Annotated in this window: 22 protein-coding genes; 12 read left to right on the top strand and 10 right to left on the bottom strand. The window is 39.9% G+C overall.

The annotated features are described in order from the left end of the window. Positions 1 to 61: 61 nt before the first annotated feature. A complete protein-coding gene (locus tag ACULLG_RS03650; RefSeq protein ID WP_452125407.1) occupies positions 62 to 343 on the bottom strand; it encodes a hypothetical protein in 282 nt (93 codons plus the stop codon). Positions 344 to 521: 178 nt separating this feature from the next. Here ACULLG_RS03650 and ACULLG_RS03645 point away from each other — a divergent pair, with 178 nt between their 5' ends. From ACULLG_RS03645 to ACULLG_RS03630, 4 genes are all read left to right on the top strand, one after another. Beyond that, positions 522 to 3368 carry a VPS10 domain-containing protein gene (locus ACULLG_RS03645; protein ID WP_452125406.1) on the top strand — a complete coding sequence of 949 codons (2847 nt, stop codon included), beginning with the start codon at positions 522 to 524 and terminating at the stop codon, positions 3366 to 3368. Next, the gene (locus tag ACULLG_RS03640; protein WP_452125405.1) at positions 3365 to 3982 is read left to right on the top strand and encodes a hypothetical protein; all 618 of its coding nucleotides are present in this window, start codon (positions 3365 to 3367) and stop codon (positions 3980 to 3982) included. Before ACULLG_RS03645 ends, ACULLG_RS03640 begins: the two co-directional genes overlap by 4 nt. Before the next feature lie 129 nt (positions 3983 to 4111). After that, on the top strand, positions 4112 to 5290 hold the full coding sequence (locus ACULLG_RS03635) for a DUF1624 domain-containing protein (RefSeq protein WP_452125404.1): 1179 nt from the start codon (positions 4112 to 4114) through the stop codon (positions 5288 to 5290). Positions 5291 to 5380: 90 nt separating this feature from the next. After that, positions 5381 to 5806 carry a hypothetical protein gene (locus ACULLG_RS03630; RefSeq protein ID WP_452125403.1) on the top strand — a complete coding sequence of 142 codons (426 nt, stop codon included), beginning with the start codon at positions 5381 to 5383 and terminating at the stop codon, positions 5804 to 5806. A 16-nt stretch (positions 5807 to 5822) separates the two neighbouring features. On the opposite strand, the gene ACULLG_RS03625 is transcribed toward ACULLG_RS03630, so the two are convergent. From ACULLG_RS03625 to ACULLG_RS03615, 3 genes are read right to left on the bottom strand one after another with little or no spacing between them, the layout of a single operon-like run. Continuing rightward, positions 5823 to 6410, bottom strand: coding sequence for a 3-keto-disaccharide hydrolase (locus tag ACULLG_RS03625; protein ID WP_452125402.1), 588 nt, complete (start codon positions 6408 to 6410; stop codon positions 5823 to 5825). Positions 6411 to 6415: 5 nt separating this feature from the next. After that, on the bottom strand, positions 6416 to 7387 hold the full coding sequence (locus ACULLG_RS03620) for a succinylglutamate desuccinylase/aspartoacylase family protein (protein ID WP_452125401.1): 972 nt from the start codon (positions 7385 to 7387) through the stop codon (positions 6416 to 6418). Then, a complete protein-coding gene (locus ACULLG_RS03615) occupies positions 7365 to 8255 on the bottom strand; it encodes a RimK family alpha-L-glutamate ligase (RefSeq protein ID WP_452125400.1) in 891 nt (296 codons plus the stop codon). Before ACULLG_RS03615 ends, ACULLG_RS03620 begins: the two co-directional genes overlap by 23 nt. A 240-nt stretch (positions 8256 to 8495) precedes the next feature. Here ACULLG_RS03615 and ACULLG_RS03610 point away from each other — a divergent pair, with 240 nt between their 5' ends. The 3 genes from ACULLG_RS03610 to ACULLG_RS03600 are packed head-to-tail and all read left to right on the top strand — an operon-like array spanning position 8496 to position 11922. After that, positions 8496 to 9164: a succinate dehydrogenase cytochrome b subunit gene (locus tag ACULLG_RS03610; RefSeq protein WP_452125399.1), complete on the top strand. Its 669-nt coding sequence runs from the start codon at positions 8496 to 8498 to the stop codon at positions 9162 to 9164. Between the two features lie 2 nt (positions 9165 to 9166). Further along, on the top strand, positions 9167 to 11170 hold the full coding sequence (locus tag ACULLG_RS03605) for a fumarate reductase/succinate dehydrogenase flavoprotein subunit (protein ID WP_452125398.1): 2004 nt from the start codon (positions 9167 to 9169) through the stop codon (positions 11168 to 11170). Between the two features lie 5 nt (positions 11171 to 11175). Beyond that, positions 11176 to 11922, top strand: coding sequence for a succinate dehydrogenase/fumarate reductase iron-sulfur subunit (locus ACULLG_RS03600; RefSeq protein ID WP_452125397.1), 747 nt, complete (start codon positions 11176 to 11178; stop codon positions 11920 to 11922). Positions 11923 to 12062: 140 nt separating this feature from the next. Here the strand turns inward: ACULLG_RS03600 and ACULLG_RS03595 are convergent, their stop codons facing one another. Continuing rightward, positions 12063 to 12686: a YceI family protein gene (locus ACULLG_RS03595; RefSeq protein WP_452125396.1), complete on the bottom strand. Its 624-nt coding sequence runs from the start codon at positions 12684 to 12686 to the stop codon at positions 12063 to 12065. 106 nt (positions 12687 to 12792) lie between these two features. On the opposite strand from ACULLG_RS03595, the gene ACULLG_RS03590 reads away from it, so the two are divergent. The 3 genes from ACULLG_RS03590 (at position 12793) to ACULLG_RS03580 (ending at position 15505) form a co-directional block, all read left to right on the top strand. Then, the gene (locus ACULLG_RS03590; protein WP_452125395.1) at positions 12793 to 13674 is read left to right on the top strand and encodes a winged helix-turn-helix domain-containing protein; all 882 of its coding nucleotides are present in this window, start codon (positions 12793 to 12795) and stop codon (positions 13672 to 13674) included. Positions 13675 to 13722: 48 nt separating this feature from the next. Next, positions 13723 to 14211, top strand: coding sequence for a very short patch repair endonuclease (locus ACULLG_RS03585; RefSeq protein WP_452125394.1), 489 nt, complete (start codon positions 13723 to 13725; stop codon positions 14209 to 14211). A gap of 148 nt (positions 14212 to 14359) precedes the next feature. Beyond that, the gene (locus tag ACULLG_RS03580) at positions 14360 to 15505 is read left to right on the top strand and encodes a methionine aminotransferase (protein WP_452125393.1); all 1146 of its coding nucleotides are present in this window, start codon (positions 14360 to 14362) and stop codon (positions 15503 to 15505) included. Positions 15506 to 15588: 83 nt separating this feature from the next. Here ACULLG_RS03580 and ACULLG_RS03575 read toward each other — a convergent pair whose 3' ends face one another. Further along, positions 15589 to 16287, bottom strand: coding sequence for a helix-turn-helix domain-containing protein (locus ACULLG_RS03575; RefSeq protein ID WP_452125392.1), 699 nt, complete (start codon positions 16285 to 16287; stop codon positions 15589 to 15591). A 145-nt stretch (positions 16288 to 16432) separates the two neighbouring features. On the opposite strand from ACULLG_RS03575, the gene ACULLG_RS03570 reads away from it, so the two are divergent. Then, positions 16433 to 16762, top strand: coding sequence for a hypothetical protein (locus tag ACULLG_RS03570; protein ID WP_452125391.1), 330 nt, complete (start codon positions 16433 to 16435; stop codon positions 16760 to 16762). On the opposite strand, the gene ACULLG_RS03565 is transcribed toward ACULLG_RS03570, so the two are convergent. Beyond that, on the bottom strand, positions 16742 to 17257 hold the full coding sequence (locus tag ACULLG_RS03565; protein ID WP_452125390.1) for a GNAT family N-acetyltransferase: 516 nt from the start codon (positions 17255 to 17257) through the stop codon (positions 16742 to 16744). The two genes, ACULLG_RS03570 and ACULLG_RS03565, sit on opposite strands and share 21 nt — an antisense overlap. A gap of 434 nt (positions 17258 to 17691) precedes the next feature. Between ACULLG_RS03565 and ACULLG_RS03560 the strand changes: the two genes are divergently transcribed. Further along, on the top strand, positions 17692 to 18276 hold the full coding sequence (locus tag ACULLG_RS03560; protein WP_452125389.1) for an O-methyltransferase: 585 nt from the start codon (positions 17692 to 17694) through the stop codon (positions 18274 to 18276). A gap of 26 nt (positions 18277 to 18302) precedes the next feature. On the opposite strand, the gene ACULLG_RS03555 is transcribed toward ACULLG_RS03560, so the two are convergent. The 3 genes from ACULLG_RS03555 to ACULLG_RS03545 all read right to left on the bottom strand — a co-directional run bounded on the left by ACULLG_RS03555 (position 18303) and on the right by ACULLG_RS03545 (position 19998). After that, entirely contained in the window at positions 18303 to 18956 is a 654-nt protein-coding gene (locus tag ACULLG_RS03555) for a CoA transferase subunit B (protein ID WP_452125388.1), read from the bottom strand. After that, positions 18956 to 19222, bottom strand: coding sequence for a hypothetical protein (locus tag ACULLG_RS03550; RefSeq protein ID WP_452125387.1), 267 nt, complete (start codon positions 19220 to 19222; stop codon positions 18956 to 18958). Before ACULLG_RS03550 ends, ACULLG_RS03555 begins: the two co-directional genes overlap by 1 nt. Positions 19223 to 19296: 74 nt before the next feature. After that, the gene (locus ACULLG_RS03545; protein WP_452125386.1) at positions 19297 to 19998 is read right to left on the bottom strand and encodes a CoA transferase subunit A; all 702 of its coding nucleotides are present in this window, start codon (positions 19996 to 19998) and stop codon (positions 19297 to 19299) included. Between the last annotated feature and the right edge of the window lie 41 nt (positions 19999 to 20039).

Here is a 20039-nt window from a genome sequence, read left to right as displayed (position 1 = left end):
TTATCGGCCACAAACAAAAAAAGGAGCCAATATGGCTCCTTTTATACTTTGTATAATCGGGTTATTTGGACATGGCTCCTTTAATCGCACCCACAATGGCCATAATAACACCACCGCCAACACCACCGCCAGCAATGCTTCCCAGAATTCCGGATACATCCATTCCTCCATCTGTTCCTAGACCGAGCATACCCAAAAGATATCCTCCCAATCCACCACCAAGGATTCCAGAAATGGAATTACCCAATGTTCCCAAATTCAGTTTGGGCAATAATTTAGCTGCTAGATTACCGCCTACGGCGCCAGAAATTAGTTGAATAATCAACGGTAAGTACTCTTCCATATTTATAGTTTATAATGGTTAATTCGTAGAAAATAAGAATTTTTTTATGAATATGACAAAATCTATATTAATAAAATTTCATTTTATCAATTTATACTTTTGAATAATTCAATTTTCTTGGTTTGTTCCTGCCGCTAGTTATTCATACCTTGATCAAAAGAATTTAACCCTGATTTTCATGAAGAAACTTTTCTTTTTCTGCCTTATTTTACTTTTCCAAAGTACCCTTGCCCAACAGACTTCTACTGCTGCTGATAAAGTTATGCAGGGCTTGATCCAAAAGTCTAAAATGGCTGAAACCTCATTGCTCAAAAACATTCCCATAAAAAATATTGGCCCGTCGGTAATGAGCGGACGTGTGGTTGATTTGGAAGTGAACCCCGATGATCCTACTGAGTTTTACGTTGCCTATGCTTCCGGAGGATTATGGCATACTACCTCCAATGGAATTTCATTTGAACCCATTCTAGACAATTCCAACACCCAAAATATTGGAGATATCGCTGTGGATTGGAAAACGGGAACAATTTGGGTAGGAACCGGTGAAAACAATTCGTCCCGCTCATCTTATGCTGGAATTGGCATTTTAAAATCTACGGATAAAGGAAAGACATGGAAAAATATGGGTCTTCACGATTCGCATCATATTGGAAGAATCTTAATCAATCCGAACAACCCCAATGATATTGTGGTCGGAGTTACCGGTCATTTGTATTCCCCAAACCAAGAAAGGGGCATCTACAAAACCATGGATGGCGGCAATTCATGGACACGAACTCTTTTTGTTAACGATGCCACGGGAATTATTGATGTTGCCCATTCCCCGGACAACTTCAACATTCAATATGCCGCGGCCTGGGAAAAAGATAGAAAGGCATGGAACTTTTCCGGCAATGGTGCCGCTTCAGGGATTTACAAAAGTGTTGATGGAGGTGCCAGCTGGGCTTTGGTCACTTCCGAAGGAAGTGGGTTCCCGACGGGAGAGGGTGTTGGCCGAATTGGATTGGTGGTTTTTGATGACAATACGGTTTATGCCGTTCACGACAGTCAGTTTAGACGAGAGCAAAAGTCCAAAAAGAAAGAAGATGGTCTAACCAAGGATGATTTTAAATCCATGAACACTGAAACTTTTCTTGCTTTAGATGATAAAAAGTTGAACGACTACCTCAAGACTAATGGTTTCCAAGAAAAATATCGCGCCGAAAATGTAAAACAAATGGTTCGAAGTGGGGCGGTAAAACCCATCGATTTGACCAAGTATTTGGAGAATGCCAATTCTCTTTTATTCGACACCCCTGTGACAGGAGCGGAAGTGTATCGTAGTGACAATGCCGGTACCTCATGGAAAAAAATGAACAAGGAGTATATTGATGATCTTTTTTATAGTTACGGCTATTATTTTGCACAGATTCGGGTTGATCCCAATAATAAGGACCATATTTATTTGGCCGGGGTTCCATTGATCAAATCTGAGGATAGTGGAAATACCTATACTTCAATCAACAAGGAAAATGTGCATGCTGATCATCATGCGCTTTGGATAAATCCTAAAAAACCGGGGCACCTCATCAATGGAAATGATGGCGGCGTCAACATTACCTACGACGACGGAGACAATTGGATGAAGAACAATTCCCCAACCGTAGGCCAGTTTTACGCTATTAATATAGACCATGAAAAACCCTATAATGTATATGGTGGATTGCAGGATAATGGGGTATGGAAGGGAGCCCATAACAGTAAGGAAGATAGACAATGGCATCAGTCAGGTAAAAATCCATGGAAGATGATTATGGGTGGAGATGGCATGCAAGTACAGATTGACAATAGAAATTCGGATATCGTTTATACCGGTTTTCAATTCGGAAATTATTATCGGTTGAATCTTGATGATGGCAGTCAAAAATACATTCAACCCAAACATGAATTGGGTGAATCTCCGTATCGATTTAATTGGCAGACGCCCATATTCCTATCGAAGCACAATCAGGATATTTTATATTTAGGAAGCAACAAATTGCATCGTTCATTAAACCAAGGTGACGATTGGGAAGCCATCTCCGATGATCTTACCCAAGGAGGTAGAAAAGGAAATGTTGCCTACGGAACCCTAACTTCAATTTCGGAATCACCTTTTAAGTTTGGTTTGATCTATGCAGGTAGTGACGATGGTTTGGTTCATGTTTCAAAAAATGCTGGTGGTAGTTGGGAAAAAATCTCCAATTCCTTTCCAAAGGATTTATGGGTAAGTGAAGTAGTTGCGTCCAAACACAAAAAGGAAAGAGTTTATGTCACTTTGAACGGTTATCGTTGGGATGATTTCACTCCTTATATATATGTAAGTGATGATTATGGGAAAAGTTGGAAAAATATCTCTAGCAATATCCCAACTTCCCCGGTCAACGCTTTGGTTGAAGATCCGGAAAATGAAAATCTGTTGTTTGCAGGAACCGATAATGGCCTCTATGCAAGTTTCGATCGCGGTCAATCATGGGAACTATTCCAAAACGGAATCCCCAATGTTGCGATTCATGACTTGGTAATTCAACCCGAAGCCAAACACTTATTGATTGGCACACATGGCAGAAGTATCTATAAAGCGGATATTTCAACACTTCAGCAAATGAATTCGGATGTCCTTTCCAAAGAGTTGGTCGTTTTTGATGTTGGAAACATTAAACACTCCAAAAACTGGGGCAATATATCATACACCTGGTCAAAACCCAACACCCCTGGGCTGGATGTCAATTTTTATTGTTTCGCAGCTGGACCCTGTATCGCCAAAGTGATGACCTTGAATGGAACCGAAGTAAGTTCAACAGAAATACAGGCCGATAAAGGCTTGAATATTCTGTCCTATGACCTGGCCTTTACCAAAAAAGGAAAAAGTAATTTCCTTAAAAAGAACAAAATGAAACTGGAAGAAGCCAAAGATGGAAAAACCTATTTGCCCCAAGGCAATTATGTAGTTGAAATCTCTGCAAATGGAAAAGCCGAAAAAATTGAATTTATAATAGAAGAATGAGATACTTCATATACTTTTTCCTGTTTATTCAATGTGCGCTATTTGCGCAAGAACGGCCAAAACTTTTCTTTCGAGAGGATTTTAAGGAAACTCCTGCCGAAATACCTGTAAGCCAAAAGCATATCAACAATGAGGATGTGGTCATCAGTTTATATGGTGAAGATTCAGGCCAGCTCAAGAAAAGTCATCATGATACGCCCAAGGATGATCCTTATTATGTTTGGTCGGGATTATGCCGAAGTACCTGGGCGGTTACATTAAAACATCGCTCCAAACATGTCGACCTGTCCAAATTTGGAAAGATTAAATGGAGGTCAAAACAATCCGGTTTCCGTCAACTTCGTATTGTTCTTAAACTTGCTGATGGAACGTGGTTGGTCAGTGATGCTTCCGATGGACCATCTGCCGATTGGAGAATACGCGAATTCAATATTTCGGATATTACTTGGAAGGCTTTGGACATGGAATTGATCGTTGAAACAAAACTGGTACAAAATCCAGATTTGAGCAAAGTAGAAGCCGTCGGCTGGACAGACTTGATGCCCGGAGGCAATTCGGATGCCTGCTCCAGGGTGGATTGGATTGAAGTTTACGGTTATCCAGTTGAAGATTAAAAGCGCAAGAATCCGTATCATAAATATGCTTCTTTCTTTATAATTTTAGCTTTGAAAAGTTGACCGCCGCACTGGACTTTACATAAGTCCAGATGAAAGACCATACATATACCAACCCAATTTCATATAATGCAAGCCACTAGAAAAAAACGAATCAAATCTATAGACATGTTACGAGGACTGGTCATGGTCATTATGGCTCTCGACCATGTTCGTGACTATTTTCATTTTGATGCCTACCTTTTTGACCCCGCCGATATGACCAAAACCAATGTGTCGCTCTTTTGGACTCGTTTTGTGACTCATTTCTGTGCTCCGGTATTCGTCTTCTTGGCAGGAACCTCAGCCTTTTTTGTCGGGCAACGTAGAAATAAGAAATCATTGTCCATTTGGCTGTTGAAACGGGGTGTTTGGTTGGTAATTGCAGAGCTTACCATCATAAAATTGGCATGGATGTTCAAGTTGGATTATTCATCCATTGTGCTGCAGGTGATTTGGGTACTGGGCATAAGCATGATTTTTTTGGCAGGATTCATTCATCTCCCTAAAAAATTCATGATCGGACTATGTCTTGTGGCAATCTTCGGACATAATTTACTGGATGCAATTGCACCTACCGACCCTATTGCATCAGGTATTTGGACCTTTTTACATGTATTTAATTTGATTGATTTTGGAAGTTTTCAGGTTTTTGTCGGCTATCCCATGATTCCATGGATATTTGTAATGCCCTTGGGTTATTATTTTGGTGAACTTTATAAACCCTCTGTTGACCCAAAACTAAGAATCAAGCGGTTGTTTCAAATGGGATTGGGAATCACCATATTGTTTTTTGCGCTTAGAGCAATCAATGTCTATGGTGATCTTGTTCCTTGGTCTGAACAAGATTCAATAGGTATGACCATAGCTTCCTTTTTTAATGTGGCCAAGTATCCTCCGTCACTACTTTATTTATTGATAACCTTGGGGCCATCCATTATTTTTTTGGCGCTGGTCGAAAATTGGCAAAATTGGCTATCGGAAAAATTGGTCGTCATTGGCCGGGTCCCCATGTTCTTTTACATTGTTCATTTATATGTAATTCACTTTTTTGGAGTGATTGCCGCCATGCTAACCGGTTTCAGTTTTTCCGATATGGTCATTGACCTTTGGATAACATTGCAACCCCAACTACAGGGATATGGTTTCCAACTCTGGGTAGTTTATCTCATTTGGATTGTTCTGACCATCGCCCTCTATCCCATTTGCAGTTGGTACAACAATTATAAAACCAACCATCGGGAAAAGTGGTGGTTGAGTTATTTATAGTTGTCAAAAAGAAAACAAAGTTCAAGAATTCATATCTTTATAAGCTTCTTCCTTCTTTTTCTAAAGAAGTAGTATTTAGATAGTTTGGTAATGCAAAGTGTAAAAGAAATAGAATTCTTCAAGAACATCCGGGAAATCCGGGAGTGCGAATTTGGTGTCTTTTATTTTTTTGATGGTCTTGTCATTTCCGAAGTAAAGGAAGGAGTGGTTTTCAATTGGGCCATGGCACAAAAAGTAATCAATGCGGCCTACGAGGTCATCGGAAAAGATGTCCCCATTGCATACATCTCCAATCGAATCAATACCTACTCAATTGTAGCAGCAGATTGGTTAAAATTCTATACCCATAGACACCAGCTCGAGTTTTATTCTGTAGTGAGCTATAACAAAAGTGGACTTGCCAGCCTTATTATGGAGAAAATGTTTTTTAGGAATAGCATCCAACAATTTTCAAATCTTGACGATGCTATTGCGTGGAGCATGGCGCAAATAAATGCCAAAAAAGACTTGGTTTAACGGCTTGTTGATTGTACTACATCTTTTTAAGCCTCACTTTTCTGAATTTTATGGTTCCATTTCCCATGGCCTGAAGTCCAATATGCCCTTCCATGAGAGTATCCTTTTCAATACTGGAGGTTAGTACGTCGTTCACATAGACTTTTATGTTTCCATTTTCCGTAACAGCTTTATAGGTGTTCCATTTATTTAAGGTTTCCACAATCTCATAGGGCTTTACCTTCGTCACAATGGATCCCGTCCTAAAGTCCTGATTCGGATGCAAATCCCAAATATTGAGTTCATGACAGTCTTCAGCCGACATTTCTGGTCTTGCACATTGCACAAAAACTCCAGAATTGATGGTGCTGTCCGGTTGAAATTCCAGATTCAACTCAAAATTTCGGTATTTATCATGGGTAATTATGAATCCCGAAGTGCTATCGGCCACCCCGATAAGCTCATTGTTCACAAATTCCCATTTTGAGTCTCCATCAACAAACCATGTGTCGCTGTTCTCTTCAAAAAGTGTTATTGATTGGTTCTCTTTGGATTTGCATCCGTGAGAAAAAATTAAGGTAGCTGCAACAAGCATTGCTCCCATAAAAAAGGTTGATTTTTTCATGATTTTTATTTGGTTGTTAATCTTCCAATATGGAAAAGGGCATCACCTTGATTGACCACTGCTTGATTATTGATACAAAACACATGGCCATCAAAAGGTGCTTTTATTTTCTTATTTTTCTTTGCATAGGTATCCGTTACCTGCCCTAAAATTTGTCCCTTGATAACTTGTTCCCCATTTTTAACTTCAGGTACAAACATTCCTGCCCTCGGAGCTCGAATCCATCTAATATAGTTTAAATGCAATGATGGTTTTTGTTTTGCCAATCCTTTTTTGGGAATCATTCCGAGACCGGCCAACACATTTTGGATTCCTTCAATCCCTTTTTGAATGGATTCTTCATCGAATCGCATACTCTCCCCTGCCTCAAATACGATTGTTGGTATTCCCATTTTAAAAGTGGTTTTTCTGAACGAGCCATTGATTTGCCGTGAGGCAAAATAGAATGGCGCATTAAAAATTTCAGCCAACTCCTTGCTCTTGGTATCTTCAGCGGAATAGCGAATCTGCGGATAATTATGCCGCTGACTTCCACCTGTATGCAAATCGATACCAAAATCGATTTGAGGTAAAATCTCCGAAGTATACGTATGGGCAATTCTACTCGCCAATGAGCCTGTTTTTGTACCTGGAAAGCTTCGGTTGACATCTTTTCCATCAGGAACATCCCTTGAAAAATGAATAAATCCAAAAATATTGAGGATTGGCACCACTATGACTGCTCCTTTCTTTATACTGAATGAATTCTCTTGGAGCATGCGCCTTAAAGTTTCCACTCCATTGATCTCATCGCCATGCAATCCAGCCTGAACGAGTACAGTGGGCCCCGCCTTTTTCCCATTAAAAACATGTACGGGAATATCAATAAGTGTTCCTGTTGGCAATCTTGAAATTCCTATGCGAACCAGACTATTCTGTCCAGGGGAAATGGCCGCTCCATTTATGGTGATGGTCTTATTTTCTTCCTCTTCGCCCATTTTTTTCCACAAATTGAATAATATGTTTAGCAACATTGATTCCTGTTGCACCCTCAATACCTTGAAGGCCAGGTGACGCATTCACCTCAATCAAGACCGGTCCTTTTTTGGACCGCATCAAATCGACGCCAGCTACTCCCAAGCCCAGATATTTAGTTGCATTTAAAGCAATAAATTGCTCTTTGGCCGTAGGTTTGATGGCTTCGGTTTCAGCACCTCGGTGCACGTTGGACCTAAAATCATCAAGTTCACTTATGCGTTTCATGCTCGCCACAACTTTATTACCCACAACTATTATCCGGATATCTTCCCCATTGGCTTCTTCAATATACTTTTGGAGCAAGATGCTCGTGTCCATTTTATAAAAGGTATCGATAATGGATTTTGCCGATTTTTTGCTCTCGGCCAAAATAACGCCGCTTCCATGTGTCCCTTCCTGAAGTTTTATGATTACCGGAGGCCCTCCCAATAATTCAATCTGTTCCCCAATGTTATTTGGGTTGATGGAAAAAAGGGTCTCCGGTATTGGAATTCCTTTGCGAGCCATGATCTGCAAGGTTCTTACCTTGTTCCTTGCTCTCATTATTCCCAACGATCTGGCCGTACTAAACACATTGTTCATTTCAAACTGCTTCACAATGGCCGCTCCATGGCGGGTTACTTTTGCGCCAATCCTGGGAATTATAGCATCAAACTCATTGGTGACATTTTCCTCTCCCAAAAAAATTTGTGGTTTCCCTTCGCCCAATTTCACAGAGCATTTGGTATGGTCGATCAATTCGATATAATGACCTGCTTTTTGCCCTTCCTCCACAATTCTTTTTGTAGAGTGCACATTAAGGCTTACAGATAAAATGGCAATGTCCACTTAGTTTGGTTTAATCAAAAACGATCTTAATATCCGATAAAATTTGCAAAATCGCCGTTATAATTGAAATTTTAAACTATAAATGCGACCAAGTTCCATGAGCCAAGGAAATCCTTTTTCATCAATTGGCCCCAGAAAATTATAAACAGCTTAAAATCGGTCTAAATAACCTCTTTTACAAGCTTCAATGCTTGTTAAAAACTAGGCCGTACCGTAAATTTGTAGTTAAAACCAACACTAATGAGTGGATTGATAAAATCTTCGATTGCCCGTAAAGTAGTGATGGCACTTTCGGGACTTTTCCTAGTAACTTTTCTTGTTATTCATGTCACCATCAACCTAGCATCCGTTATATCTCCAGATTTTTTTAATGAAGCCTCCCATTTTATGGGATATAATGTTTTAGTGCAATACCTCATGCAGCCCATTTTGATTGCCGGAGTGATTGTGCACTTTGTTATGGGTTTTGTGCTCGAAATTCAAAACAGAAATGCCCGTGGGGTAAGCTATGAACAATATAAAGGTAGTGCCAATGCATCATGGGTGTCTAGAAACATGATTTACTCAGGACTTGTAATCTTGGCTTTTTTGGGACTTCATTTTTACGATTTCTGGATTCATGAAATGACCTATAAGTATATTGAGGTGAATCCTGAAAACCCTACTCGTTATTATGCCGAAACCGTAGAGAAATTTGAGCCCTTTTGGCGTACAATTATTTATGTAGTTTCATTTGTATTGTTGAGCTTGCATCTATGTCATGGCTTTTCTTCATCACTTCAAAGTATGGGGGTTAACAATAAATATACCCCAGCGCTAAAAACATTTACAAAACTATTCGCAATAGTGGTACCACTGGCTTTTGCTTTTATTGCTTTGTACCATCATCTTAACCCAATAACACATTAATTATGGGCATATTGGATTCTAAAATTCCATCCGGTCCCTTGGCCGATAAATGGACCAAACATAAAAATGAGATTGACCTGGTCAACCCGGCCAACAAAAGAAACATTGATGTCATTGTTGTCGGAACCGGTTTGGCCGGAGGTGCCGCAGCGGCTACCTTGGCTGAGTTGGGTTATAACGTAAAGACATTTTGCTATCAAGATTCCCCGCGTCGTGCGCATTCCATTGCCGCCCAGGGTGGAATCAATGCCGCTAAAAACTACCAAGGCGATGGTGATAGCCATTACCGCTTGTTTTATGACACCATTAAAGGTGGTGACTACCGATCCAGAGAAGCCAACGTATATCGTTTGGCAGAGGAATCTGTAAATATCATAGATCAATGCGTTGCACAAGGAGTTCCATTTGCACGTGAATATGGAGGCCTTTTGGACAACCGCTCCTTCGGAGGGGTTTTAGTTTCCAGAACTTTCTATGCCAAGGGACAGACTGGACAACAATTGTTGTTGGGTGCTTACGCTGCCATGAACCGTCAAATAAATCGTGGAAAAATCAAAGCCTATAACCGTCATGAAATGATGGATTTGGTTTTGGTGGATGGAAAAGCTCGTGGAATCATCGCTAGGGATTTGGTTTCTGGAGAAATCCAAAGACATAGTGCCCATGCCGTGGTGTTGGCCACTGGCGGATACGGCAATGTTTTCTTCCTATCCACAAATGCCATGGGAAGTAATGTAACTGCCGCTTGGCGCGCGCACCGTAAAGGAGCATTTTTTGCCAATCCTTGTTACACGCAGATTCATCCAACTTGTATTCCTGTTTCAGGAGAACATCAGTCCAAATTGACCTTGATGTCGGAATCGCTTCGTAACGATGGTCGTATCTGGGTGCCAAAACGCAAGGAAGATGCTGTTGCCATCCGTGAAGGAAAATTGAAGCCTACGCAATTGGGTGAAGAAGAACGTGACTACTATTTGGAACGAAGGTATCCAGCTTTTGGAAATCTGGTTCCTCGTGATGTGGCCTCAAGAGCTGCCAAGGAGCGTTGCGATGCTGGTTTTGGGGTAAACAAGACCGGGGAAGCTGTTTATCTCGATTTTGCAGCTGCCATTCAGCGTTATGGAAAAGAAAAAGCCTTGACTTCTGGGATTAAAGATCCTGACAAGGAAACCATCATCAAATTAGGAGAAGAGGTTATAGAAGCGAAGTACGGAAACCTCTTCCAGATGTATGAAAAAATTGTGGATGAAAATCCATACAAAACCCCAATGATGATCTATCCTGCGGTGCACTATACCATGGGTGGACTTTGGGTCGATTATAATCTACAGACAACCATTGAGGGTTGCTATTGCGCTGGTGAGGCCAATTTTAGTGATCACGGAGCCAACCGTTTGGGTGCTTCGGCATTGATGCAAGGTTTGGCCGATGGTTATTTTGTACTACCGTACACTATTGGCGATTACTTATCTGACGATATTCGTACCGGACCTATTTCTACAGATTCTCCAGAGTTTGATGCCGTAGAAAAAGAAGTACGGGACCGTATGGAAAAGTTGATGTCGGGTACCGGAATCCACTCCGTGGATTATTATCACAAAAAGTTGGGCAAGATCATGTGGAACAAATGTGGTATGTCCAGAAATGAAAAAGAGCTGAAAGAGGCCATCAAGGAGATTTCAGAATTGCGAAAGGATTTCTGGGAAAATGTGAAAATTCCTGGAACCTCGGATTCCAAAAACCAAGAGCTTGAAAAAGCTGGAAGGGTTGCAGATTTTATGGAGCTTGGTGAATTGTTCGCCAAGGATGCCCTGCATAGAAACGAATCGTGTGGAGGTCACTTCCGTGAAGAGTACCAGACTGAAGAAGGCGAAGCACTTCGTGATGACAAGAACTTTAAGTACGTAGCTGCCTGGGAATTTAAAGGCGAACCTAAAGATGCGGAACTGCACAAGGAAGATTTGGTTTACGAAAACATTGAATTAAAGACACGTTCTTACAAATAAAAGTTATGAAGCTAACATTAAAAATATGGCGTCAGAAAGACGCTTCTTCAAAAGGTCAAATGGTAGACTACACCCTTGATGGGGTTGAAGGAGATATGTCTTTTTTGGAAATGCTGGACATCCTCAATGAAGAGCTCATCTCCAAAGGTGAAGAACCTGTAGAATTTGACCATGATTGTAGGGAAGGGATTTGTGGAACATGCTCATTACAAATCAATGGCGAACCTCATGGGCCAGATAGATTGATCACTACCTGCCAGTTGCATATGCGAAAATTCAATGATGGAGATACTATCGTTATTGAACCTTTTAGAGCAAAGGCGTTCCCTGTAATCAAGGATTTGATTGTGGACCGAAGCTCTTTTGACCGCATTCAGCAGGCTGGAGGGTATATTTCGGTAAACACCTCTGGAAATACGGTCGATGCCAACGCCATTCCAATTAACAAACATGATGCCGATGCATCTATGGATGCCGCTACTTGTATTGGTTGTGGAGCTTGTGTCGCCGCTTGTAAAAATGCAAGTGCCATGTTGTTTACCTCGGCAAAGGTTTCACAGTTCGCCTTATTGCCACAAGGAAGGGTTGAGGCCGCAGACCGTGTCCAGAACATGGTGCGCCAAATGGATTTAGAAGGTTTTGGAAACTGTACCAATACGGGAGCTTGTGAGATAGAGTGTCCTAAAGGTATTTCTCTGGAGAATATTGCACGAATGAATCGGGAATATCTTTCTGCCAGCGTAAAAGGATAGTTGTCAGGTCGAGCGCAGTCGAGACCTCTCGATTCTTCCTTCGACAAGCTCAGGATGACATTCTCGAGGTGATATATCAACATAAAGAATAACCCAAATTCCAAATGGAGTTTGGGTTTTTTATGTTTCAATCCTTATCGTCAACAAAGTAGTCGAAAAACAATGATTACCTCAAACTCGATAGCGTCCGAAATAATATCATCCTTGACGCTTCCGACCAGTCCTTGGGATTCATGATTGATTCCCCATCGGGTTCTATCAATTATAAATTTTGATTTAAGCAAGGTTCCTTTGGGGCCTTTTTTCATAGTGGAACTGAACTTTATTGTTCGGGAAATTCCTTTTATCGTTAACAGCGCTTCAATTTCCATCTGTCCATTGTCCCTATGTTTTATTTTGTGAATCTCCAATTTGGCCGTTGGATACTTTTCAACATCAAAGAAATCTTTATGCTTAAGGTGGGAGACCAGCATCTCATTGTATTTGCCGTCGGTATTCACAATGCTGTTCATATCCACAACAAATTTTCCGTCAGCTATTTTGGGTCTGTTGTCGGAAATTTCCGGGCTGGGGAAGTTAGCGGGGTCGGCCATAGAAATTTCCCCGCTCAAGAACTTTACAGTTCCGTAATGCCGGTTAAATTTAAAGAGGTTGGAACCACTCCATTTGATCACACTTTTTTCTGTGTCGATTTTTATACTACCTTGTCCTTGCGCTATTGAAATAGTGCCGATGCTTACCAATAAGATGATGATTTTTTTCATTGTTTTGTTTTTGGACAAATCTAGACTCGAGCAGGTTTCGAGTCGTGAATAAAGTGTAAATGAAGTGTAAAAAATTGCAATTTTTCGCATCCCGAAGTTTATAAAAATGAAAACTGTTACTTATTTAATTTGTGCGCTATTCTTAGTGGTGCTTTCCTTCCTAATAAGTGGATATACCTTCAATGAAAATGATGAAACCTTTTCGAAATTGGTCAAAGTGGCCTTAAGAAATACAGGAAATTCTCTGCTATTGCAAAGCAAAGACTCAACTTCCTTGGTTTTGCCGGTAACTGAATCCCCGAAAAATAATTTTCATTTGTCGTTTCAGACAGAACTAATTATAACTCCCGATAGTCTTGTAAAGGCAATCAACAAAGACTTTACAGCCTTGAATCTTCCCAATGATTATTTGGTAGAGGTCATAAATTGCAGCAATAAAGAAGTTTCTTATAGCTATTCCGTATCCAACAACCAGGAAAAAAATATTATTCCATGCCTAGGCCGAAATCTTCCATTAAGATGTTATTCGATAAATGTATCGTTTGACCAGAATACTGCATTAATGGGATTAGGCTTTGGCGCCCCGTGGTATGCATTGGTTCTTTTAGGTATAATGGGCATAATTTTGATTTATTGGACCAAACAGAAGCAGGAGAACAAAATATACGATAGCTTATCTTTTGAAACCATTGGGGAGTACAAATTCTATAAAGACCAAAATGAATTGGTGAAAAATAATCTAAGCATACAACTTACTTCCAAAGAATCTGAGTTGCTCCAAATATTCTGCGATAATCCCAACCAAGTTGTAAAGCGAGACTTTCTGCTTAAAGAAGTTTGGGAAGATAAGGGGGTTTTCGTGGGACGAAGTTTGGACACGTTTATCTCAAAATTGAGAAAGAAGTTTAAAGAAGATAATGGGATAAATATTGTCAACGTTCATGGGGTTGGATACAAACTTGAAATTGTAAAAAAACAGCGCAAATAGTTCGTTCAAAAATAAACCCACATGCCTCTGTTTTTGCTATCTTGAACCATGCCCAAAAAGTATTCTGAAGAACGTATAAAGGTCCCTCGTTTTAATGAGGAATCTGGGTTTTATACCACTCCGGAGCGCTCCAAGATCATGGGCAAAATCCGTGGAAAAAACACAAAATCGGAATTGGCTTTTAGAAAAGCGTTGTGGGCTTCAGGCTACCGGTATCGTATAGATTATAAAAAACTAATTGGCAAACCAGATATCGCCCTTAACAAATTCAAAACCGTAATTTTTATTGATGGGGAGTTTTGGCACGGGCACAATTGGGAGGAGCGCAAACATAAAATAAAAACCAACCGCGAATTCTGGATTCCAAAAATAGAACGTAACATTCAACGGGACCAAGAAGTGAATCTTGCCCTTGAGGAAATGGGCTATACCGTATTTCGGTTTTGGGAGAGCGAGGTGAAAAAGAATTTAGATGTTTGTTTACATAAAGTAGTCGAATCATTAAAGGCTAAAACCCAGGGGTTCGAAAATAAATGAAATTTAAAATAGTAAAATTGTCACTTCGAGCAAGCTTGTGCTGAGCGAAGTCGAAGCGCAGCAGAGAAATCTGCATAGTCAATTCCCAAAATAGGTCTCGACTGTGCTCGACCTGACAAAAATTGTAATAGGATAAAACATTCTTTTAATGAATACAATCAAATCCAAACTGCCCAATGTGGGCACCACCATATTCACCACCATCGGTCAATTGGCAAATACCCACAATGCGGTAAACCTGTCCCAGGGGTTTCCCAATTTTGACCCTGATCCAAAACTTTTGGAATTGGTGGACCATGCCTTCAAAAGTGGATATAACCAATATGCTCCAATGCAGGGCGTTTTTTCCCTTCGGGAAATAATCTCAGAAAAGATTGAAAGTTTGTACGGTCACTCTTATCACCCTGAATCTGAAATTATCATTACCGCAGGGGCCACGCAAGCCATTTTCAGCACCATTTCAACCTTTGTCCACTCTGGGGATGAAGTTGTTGTCATTAAACCGGCATATGATAGTTACGAACCGGCCATTGAACTTTTTGGGGGTAAGGTTGTACCCATACCTTTGGAGGGCAATGATTTTAAAATGAACTGGGACAAGTTTAGGTCTGCCATCGGATCAAAGACCAAAATGATCATCATCAACACACCACATAACCCAACCGGAACCATTTGGTCCGAAAGTGACATACTGCAGCTTCAAGAAATTCTTAAGGGAACAGATATTCTCTTGTTGAGTGATGAGGTTTACGAACATATTGTTTTTGATGGAAAGAAACATGAGAGTGTTGCCAAATATCCGGATTTGGCCTCTCGCAGTATCATTTGTTCCTCGTTTGGAAAAACATTTCATGCCACCGGGTGGAAAATGGGATATTGTGTGGCTCCAAAAGCGCTTATGAAAGAATTTCAGAAAGTACATCAGTTCAATGTTTTCTCGGTGAACCATGCCATTCAGATTGCTTTGGCCCAATATTTAAAAGATCCTGAGCGTTATGTCAATCTCAACAATTTCTATCAGAAGAAACGGGATTACTTTCTAAATGCCATTAAAGGTTCTAGATTTAAAATGACCCCTTCGGGCGGCACTTATTTTCAGTTATTGGATTATGCTGATATCACTGATGACAGAGATACTGATTTTGCAGAACTATTGATTAAGGAACATAAGCTTGCCAGCATTCCCATTTCTGTGTTTTCGGGTGCAGATTATAATAAAAAGTTTCTGCGTTTTTGCTTTGCCAAAACCCAAGATGTATTAGATCAGGCTGCTGAAATTTTACTTCAAATTTAGTCATCCTGAGCACGTCGAAGGATAGATATTTTAGACTAAAAAAGACACTTCGACAGGCTCAGTGTGACTTAAACCGCCCAAATCTAAAATTGTTTTTTAACAATTCTGAATATTTCCAATACCTCATCCAAGGCTAAATCAAAATCTTGAAATTCGGGGGATTTGTTCAAGTTTTGACAGCGAACGGTATTGTTTGAAGCATCAAAATCGGAGATTTTTTTACAGATAACCCTGTCTTTGCAGACCAAAACATATGATTTGTTAAGCATTATGTTGTTTTCTTTGGTAAAGCTCTCCTTTCTTTTTTTAACTCCCAATACAATAGCTTTATTCGGAATTGCATTGATACTTCCATCGTTCATGGAATTGCCTGAGACTTCGAAAGCCTTAAGCGGGTCATCTTCTAAAAAATCGATTATAAAACCTGTTTTATATGGACTATTGCCCAAACGGGTTTCTGCCAGGCTTTCTATGTAGTTCTTTTGGCGTTCTACCAGTACCAAAGGTGTTAAAACATGGTGTTTATTATCCTCCATTGGATAGAAAATGCAACCGTGTTTTATAAAGGCTTTTTGCTCGGCGTAAGTTTCATGCTCTTCTTGCAAATACAATTCGGGAATACTCAGGTCGAAATAGGCCGCAATTTTAGACAGATTTTTAGTTGGAATATTGGCGTTTCTTTTCTCATAATTCTGGACAGTGCGTAGGCTAACCCCAACAATTTCTGCCAATTGGGTTTGACTAATGCCCTTCTTACGTCTTAACTGCTTAATTGTTCGCATACTTTTCTTAAATATGTGTAGTTATTTTTCGTATATTTGAATCTGCGCAGTCAGGATATACATTTCTGTAATTGGGTTACAGACCAAATATAGAAAATAGGAATTGACCCCATCATATTAATTGATAAACTATAAAAGAGATAATATGGGTTCAATCAAAAATTTAGGTCTTGTGATCAACATCGACAGAGTATTTTCCAAAGATGACTTTGGAAAACCAATCAGTGAGCAACTTTCCATCATTTTGAGAAGAAATGCAACCAAAAACGATTTTGCAAATATCGCTTCGAGGAGCAACGTAAGTTTTTCCACCATTCGGGATGTCGTGTATCGAACCAACAGCTTAACCAAGTCCAACGCCATGGCCATTTCGCTGCTTATGCATGCCGCATATGAAAACTCAATTGCCCACAAGCTGCAAGCTCATGGGGATACCATGTTTTTAAACAGCTATTTAAAGGTCGAGGCGCATTAACCAATCGGTTTGTTTGTCCTTGCCGATATAATAGGGATGGGTGCCAAATTTTTGAAAACCATGCTTTTGGTAAAATCGGATTGCAGCCTCATTTTTTTCCCAAACACCCAGCCACATATAGGCCAAAGCTTGTTTTTGTCCAATCTGAATCACTTGTTGTAGTAACCAATTCCCTATTCCTTTTCCTTGAAATTTTTGAACGACATAAATTCGCTCCAACTCTAAAGATTCTCCGTCTTTAATGTCGGTTTGGGCATCTGCTTTATTTAGTTTCAAGTATCCGATCGGCTCTTTCGCCAAGAAAACAAAGAAGAACTCCGTGTTTTGGTTTTCCAGCTCGGAACGCAGTTGTTCTTCACTGAAAGCTTCATCTATATATGAATTAAAGTCAATAGGGTCATTGTCCCTTTCAAAAGCATCAATAAAAGTGTCCCTTGAAATCTGCATCAATTGTTCCAAATCCCCCAAAGTACATTGTTGCAGCTTTAGTTTCATTATCCTTATTTGAGCCTTCAAATTAAACCAAAAAAAAGAGCCAAACATAATGTTGGCTCTTGATTCAGTTAGGTTTTATAAGTATTAAAGCATAAAAAGCTTTTTGATCAATAGTATAAATCCTGTAAAAAAGTCGTTTCTGTAGACCTGGACGGTATCGTCCAAAGAAGGTCGGTTTAATCTGGGTGCCATGCTGTTGATTTTTAGGTTGTTAATTTGGGAAAAAATTCAATAATATCAAAACTAAATACAACTATTTTTATATGAAAATGTTTGTTGTGTAACTGTTGGATTTTGTTGTAAGCAAAAAGTATTAACACATGAAGTCCAAGCTTCATTAAGAAGACTAAAATGGACAATGAATGTCGTAAATCTAGAAATAAAAATCAGTCAACTTCATTGGTCTTAACGAGATTGCACTAAACAATCTCAATATGATAGATTCCCAAACTACAGAAAAACCAAAAAATCTTGCTCAGATTCAACTCAAATCCCAAGAAATTGGATTTTCAATGCCCTCAGATGAATTGGTTGGTTCGCTGTTAAGAACACTGGTTGCATCCAAACCAAATGGTAATTTTCTTGAGTTGGGTTCAGGAATTGGTCTATCATTGGCATGGATGGTTGATGGAATGTGCAAGGACTCCAGAATGACATCCATTGATAACGACCAAGAGTTGGTTGGAATCACCAAAGATTTTTTTAAGGACCATCCCAATGTTACCATTGTTTGTGAAGATGGTAGCACTTGGATCAATAATTATCAAGGTGAAAAATTCGATTTGGTATTTGCTGATGCCTGGCCAGGGAAATATAGTGAGTTGAGCGAAGTTCTTGATCTTGTTAACCCGGGTGGATTTTATGTGATTGATGATATGGTAAAACAACCCAACTGGCCTGAAGGGCATGACGAGAATGCCAAGAACTTGATTTTTAAATTAGAAGCTAGAACGGATTTTACCATGACCAAAATGAATTGGTCAACTGGTATTGTTATTATGACAAAAAGAAGTGATTGATAAAAGTTGAATAACGGATTTCCTATTTAAACCTCCATCTCAGGAATATCTCCGTTAACCTCAAGTTTACCTTCTGTCGCCTGCACAATTTCATCTACAGAAACGCCTGGAGCTCTTTCCAAAAGTTTAAATCCATTTTCTGTGACTTCCAAAACGGCCAAATTGGTAACAATTTTTTTGACACAACCCACTCCAGTTAATGGCAATGAACATTGTTTAAGCAATTTCGATTGCCCAGCTTTATTGGTATGCATCATGGCCACGATAATATTCTCGGCAGAGGCAACTAAATCCATGGCTCCTCCCATGCCCTTCACCATCTTGCCGGGGATTTTCCAATTGGCAATATCACCGTTTTCGGCTACTTCCATCGCTCCCAATATGGTCAGGTCCACATGTTGGCCCCTAATCATCCCAAAACTGGTGGCAGAATCAAAAAAAGAAGCTCCAGGCAAGGTTGTTATGGTTTGTTTTCCAGCATTGATGATGTCGGCATCTTCCTCTCCCTCAAACGGAAATGGGCCCATGCCCAATACACCATTTTCACTTTGAAACTCAACACTAATATCGTCTCGAACAAAATTGGCCACCAAGGTTGGAATTCCAATTCCCAGGTTTACGTAATACCCGTCTTTTACTTCTTTTGCGATTCGCTTTGCGATTCCGTTTTTATCCAGCATTATCTTCTTTTTAGAGCGTAAGTATTAAATCTATGGGCTTTCTTGCTTTCATATCTCCAAAAAATAATGGGAATACAAAATGTAAATACTGCAATAGCTCCAAAATAATTCCAAAGAACAATAGTCGCAATAATCCCAGTTATAATTCCGGCCAACATAACTCTATTGTCAACCACCGCAGTAATTCTATTGATGTGCTTGCTATCCATTTTACCACATGTGTTACAATTCACATGAATTTCATCTTTACCTACCTTCATCTGCAAATCTGGCCTGGTTTCAACGTTTTCTTTTAAAAAATTCACCTTTTTACACGCCGAACAAGTATATGTCAACCTCATTATACTTTTTGTCTTACAGTTCGTTGTTCAATCCGTTTTTCATAGTGCTCTCCTTGGAAAATGCGTTGCACGAAAATCCCCGGGATATGGATGGTATTGGGGTCCAAACTTCCAGCCGGAACTAATTCCTCAACCTCAGCCACCGTAATCTTAGCGGCCCCACACATGCATGGGTTAAAGTTTCGTGCGGTTCCTTTAAAAATCAAGTTTCCTGCCTCATCCCCTTTCCAGGCTTTTACAAATGAAAAATCCGCCTTGTAGGCAGGCTCCAATACGTACATTTTCCCATCAAATTCTCGAGTTTCTTTGCCTTCGGCAACTTCGGTGCCATATCCAGCGGGGGTGTAAAAAGCAGGAAAACCTGCTTGTGCCGCCCTACACTTTTCTGCCAAAGTTCCTTGAGGGGTAAGCTCTACTTCCAATTCCCCGCTTAACATTTGACGCTCAAACTCGTCATTTTCCCCTACGTATGATGAGATCATCTTTTTTATCTGATGATTTTGAAGCAATAGGCCTAACCCAAAATCGTCTACGCCCGCATTGTTTGAAATACAGGTAATGTCTGTAATGCCCAATTTTACCAACTGCGCAATTGCATTTTCAGGAATTCCACAAAGCCCAAATCCGCCTAACATAAATGTCATTCCATTTGCTACTCCTTCCAATGCTTTTTCAACATTGGAGACCGTTTTTTTAATCATTTATCCATGAGTTTTCTGATTGCCTGAAATTACGATAATAA

The sequence above is a fragment of the Flagellimonas sp. 2504JD1-5 genome, assembly GCF_053618295.1.
This window is presented reverse-complemented; position numbering and strand designations above follow the sequence as displayed.